Source organism: Lutimonas sp., from assembly GCF_051011215.1.
Taxonomy (GTDB): Bacteria; Bacteroidota; Bacteroidia; order Flavobacteriales; family Flavobacteriaceae; genus Lutimonas.
This window is the reverse complement of sequence record NZ_JBPCUJ010000060.1, coordinates 1-4,120: the sequence shown is the minus strand read 5'-3', so window position 1 is coordinate 4,120 and position 4,120 is coordinate 1. Positions and strand designations below refer to the sequence as shown.

Here is a 4,120-nt window from a genome sequence, read left to right as displayed (position 1 = left end):
TTGCAGAATGGGAGTAACTAGGGCCGGGCGAAGCCAATCCCGACATGCATAACCAGATCATTCTATTCTGAGAAGATGTTTAATTTCTGAAAGAAATTTACAGATTCTATTTGTAGAATGGGAGTACCTAGGGCCCAGCGAAGCTAATCCCTCCTAAAAAATTAAAAATCCGCCAAGTTCACTTGAGCGGTTTTTTCAATGATGTCAAGCAATTCTATGAGTCTATTTACAAGACTGGAATAAATATAGACCTGTGACGTTGATATTTGCAAACAGTAAAGAACGGAAAATTCAAATAACTTAAATCTTGTATATTCAGGAAACATAACCGAACTTCAACCATAAGTAATTCTCTAGAAAGTTGCTATTAAACCCAGCGAAGGACCTTGAAATTCCATTTCAAAAGAGCCTTTCCACATATTCTGATCGACATCTCCAAAAAGGTTGAGATATTTATAATTAAGGTTTACCCCAATATGCTTAAAAAACTGATAGCGAACCCCTGGTGAAATATCCCAAAGTGAGCCGCTGATATCGTCAATCTTAATACCAAACCATTCTACCTTGGCAAAGAAAGAGAGTTTTATGGTAGGAGCATAAATATAGGAGAGTCCAATAGAGGGCAAAGGAAGGGTAACAGAAACTTTTTGTTTTTCCAATTCAATTTCCTCTCCATCAAGAAAGGCTGACCCCGCCAAGAAACCGTTTAAACCAAGTAAATAAACTCCTAACAAGGCTCTAAACTCGTGCTTTTTACCACTACTAAGGGTACGACCAACACCAATTTTCCAAACCGAGGCACCATACCCTCCCTCAATTGAGGTTCCTTTTTTAAAAGTGTAGCCATTCCAAATAACATCTTCACCCAATATGACATCATTGCTAGTTCGTAAGCTAAAAAAATCAGAATTCAGACTCCACTTTTTCGAAAATCTCCAGTTGAAATTCGTATTAAAAGTACTTTGTATCCCCTGTAAATCAAATGTTTCATCAATATCTATTAAATTGTCGTCTTCCTCCGGGATAGTCGCTTTAAATCCAAAAGTCACTTGTTTAAATGGGCTAAAAACTCCTGCATAAATGAAGAATTTTTCGCTTAGGATAGGGTTGTTTTTGTCTTTTTCCTGGGCCATAGTAAACTGACAGGTAAGAACAAATACCACAAGAAACACAAGAATCTTCTTCATAGAAAAATATAAGCATAGGATTTGCAATGGGTAAATATAGATTAATTTTTACTTGAATATTTCTTCTTCAGTATTTGTGGAATAATTGATGCTTTTGCGATTTGGACTAGTTGCTCAAGTTGGATTGAGTTCAAACATTTCGTATCTTTATGAATATCAATTTTTTTGAATTTCAAAAACTTTTTTTAAAATGAAAATCCCTTTATTTAGAATTCAATGCATCCTGATCCTGAGTCTGTCTTTCAATATAATGGCCCAGGAAAATTTGGGCGCAGCCGATCTATCAGCTGAAGCTGTAAAAATAAATACCTGGGAAGTAATTAGAACAGGAGGAAAAACACTTTGCTCTGATGGTAGTGATTATAAGTTTTATCATCAAAATGGGACATCAGATAATCTGATCATTTTTTTTTCACCAGGTGGTGCCTGCTGGGATGATGATTCATGCGAGAAAAGTATATTTTGGCAACAACCTGAAAAATCAAATGAAGGAGGAATTTATTATGCTGATGCGCTTGACTTGAACTACTCAACTTATCAAACTGGTTTTTTTAGAAAAGATAATGACCAAAACCCTTTTAAAAATTGGAACAAGGTATTTATATCCTATTGTTCAGGTGATGTTCATATAGGAGATGCCGTTCAAAAATATACGAATGCAATCGGAGAAGAGAAAACCATCTATCATCGTGGACAAGAGAATTCACGAGCGGTATTAAATTGGATAGGTAAAAACTATCAAAATCCGTCAAAAGTACTTGTTTCAGGTGAGAGCGCTGGTGGTCATGGGGCTATTTATTACCTTCCTGATATTGTAACTATGTTCCCATCATCAAGAATTTATCAGCTGTCAGATGGCAATGCCTTGACGACCGAACGATTTTTAGAAATTACTGCTTGGTGGGGTGTTGATGCAGAAGAGAATTTTGGCTTTAAGACAAGTAACAATACAATGAATGACGCATATCTTTATGCTATAGAAAAATTTAAGGATAACAAAAATGTTGTGATGTTACAGCAAAATACCATAAGGGATGATGCCATGACAGGTTTTCAAGCTTCAACAAGCCGAATTAATCGAACTGATGCAATATTGGCTCGATGGCAACAGGATATGACTTATGCTACAAAAGAGTTAAAGAAGGCCAGTGAGCCCTATGGGAATTATTTTTATTGGATTTCAAATTGCCATTTAGATACTGAAACAAACACAACGCCTCATTGTTTAGAGTGGAATGATGTGTTCTACACCTGTGAACAGGGCGGTTTATTTTTTTACCAATGGTTGGATAGAATAATAAACAAAGATGAAAGACTCGACGTAGGTGCAGAGTTTCTGCCAGGAGAATTAAAATAAACTCTTTTATTGAGGTATGAAAAAGATACTCCTCAGTACACTATTTATATTTGTCTCATATGCGATTTTTGCTCAAATCGAGCATATGGAAATTGAAGGCAGGTTTAATTTAGAAAGAGAATCGGGTTTTTTAGTTACAAGTGGCTCTTATTTTGATTGGAAGAAAATGATCAAGGAGGATCACCATTTTGACTATTCTCTTAGTTTTACCCCCCAGTGGCAAATAGGCTCTTCTGATCAGAAACATCACTTAAATTCAGAGTTAGATTTTGTTGGCTTTTACCAGATTAAGGGTAAAAATAAATTGCTAAAAGGGATCAGATGGTGGTTCGTTTGGAATCAAACGTATATGGACTATACAACGGAACAATTCTCTAAAAAACAAGGACTAAACATTCAAACAAATGACGGCAATACATTTCCTGATCTAACTATTATAGGACTACCTGCATTGTGGTGGGAACAAGATTTAACGTCATTTATGGGCTTTAGAGCAGGACAATTATTTGGTCAGTCTATATATGCAAATAATGAATTCATCGATAATGACAGAACTGATTTTATGGCAACACCACTGGCAGGTCCAAACGGTGTCAATTGGATGGACTATCCAATAGGTCTTGGAATTCAGTTGAGTTTTTGGACTGATTATTTTTCTTTAGATATAGGGTTTCAGGATACAAAAGCCAATGGCAATTATCCTGATTTTGAATCTTTTTTTAAAGGGAACTTTGTGTATTTGGCTGAATTGGCCTATCACCCAAACTTTGGAAATCCAAGCAAGGAAGGCAAGTATGGTATCACCTTTAGTTACTCTGATCATCCCATTAGTGGTCCAGGTAGTGATTATGGACACGGATTGGTATTTAATATGTTTCAAAAATTTAGTTCAGGTATTGGCATATTTTCAAGGTATTCAAATTCTTTTGATCAATATACTTCTTTAAAATCTTCATTCGTGGCAGGGCTTACCTTTGATAATCTTCTTAAGGGTTTACCCGATAGGTTGGGTATCGCTTATATGAGCTCTGTGCCATCCGATGAAGCTCAAAGGATCGAACAAGGACTTGAATTCTACTGGCGTTTTACACTCTCCGGAATCATTGAGTTTACACCTGATCTTCAATACTATTTCAAGCCAGCCATTTCAAGAGAAGAGGTCTTTATTTTAGGATTTAGATGTAGAGTTGCTATTTGATTTTTGTGAAATTTCCTAAGAAAATCCAAATGACGGAATACAGAATAGTAGCTACCATAGATCCCATTTACTCGATCTCTGCAGGACAAATAATTCTGCAACCGTATTTGAGGGCCAGTTAATTAGAAGTTATTTAATAACTGTTAATCCACTATAAATTTTATCCAATAGATGGAAGAAATAGGGAATACTGAAGTTTATCTTGGTTTAAACATCTATATCTTTCCATTTCTAAATATAGATCATATTGGTTTTTTCTCTATTTTTGCAAACTTCGGATATACTCCTGTATGAACAGAAAAAAACAAATCGTTAAATTACTTTCAGCATCGGCTCTATTTATAGCGTTGATGTTGCCAACAGTGATTCAATTTGTTC

General features: G+C 35.5%; 3 protein-coding genes. 2 read left to right on the top strand and 1 reads right to left on the bottom strand.

The window, feature by feature from the left end:
• Window positions 1-353: 353 nt before the first annotated feature.
• Window positions 354-1,187, bottom strand: a complete 834-nt coding sequence (locus ACR2MV_RS05800) for a hypothetical protein (protein ID WP_434020961.1) — start codon at window positions 1,185-1,187, stop codon at window positions 354-356.
• 190 nt (window positions 1,188-1,377) lie between these two features.
• On the opposite strand from ACR2MV_RS05800, the gene ACR2MV_RS05795 reads away from it, so the two are divergent.
• Together ACR2MV_RS05795 and ACR2MV_RS05790 are read left to right on the top strand one after the other, a co-directional pair.
• Window positions 1,378-2,544 (top strand): pectin acetylesterase-family hydrolase, encoded by a 1,167-nt coding sequence (locus ACR2MV_RS05795; protein ID WP_434020960.1) that lies wholly within the window; start codon window positions 1,378-1,380, stop codon window positions 2,542-2,544.
• Between the two features lie 16 nt (window positions 2,545-2,560).
• Window positions 2,561-3,742: a carbohydrate porin gene (locus ACR2MV_RS05790; RefSeq protein WP_434020959.1), complete on the top strand. Its 1,182-nt coding sequence runs from the start codon at window positions 2,561-2,563 to the stop codon at window positions 3,740-3,742.
• The last annotated feature ends 378 nt before the right edge of the window (window positions 3,743-4,120 follow it).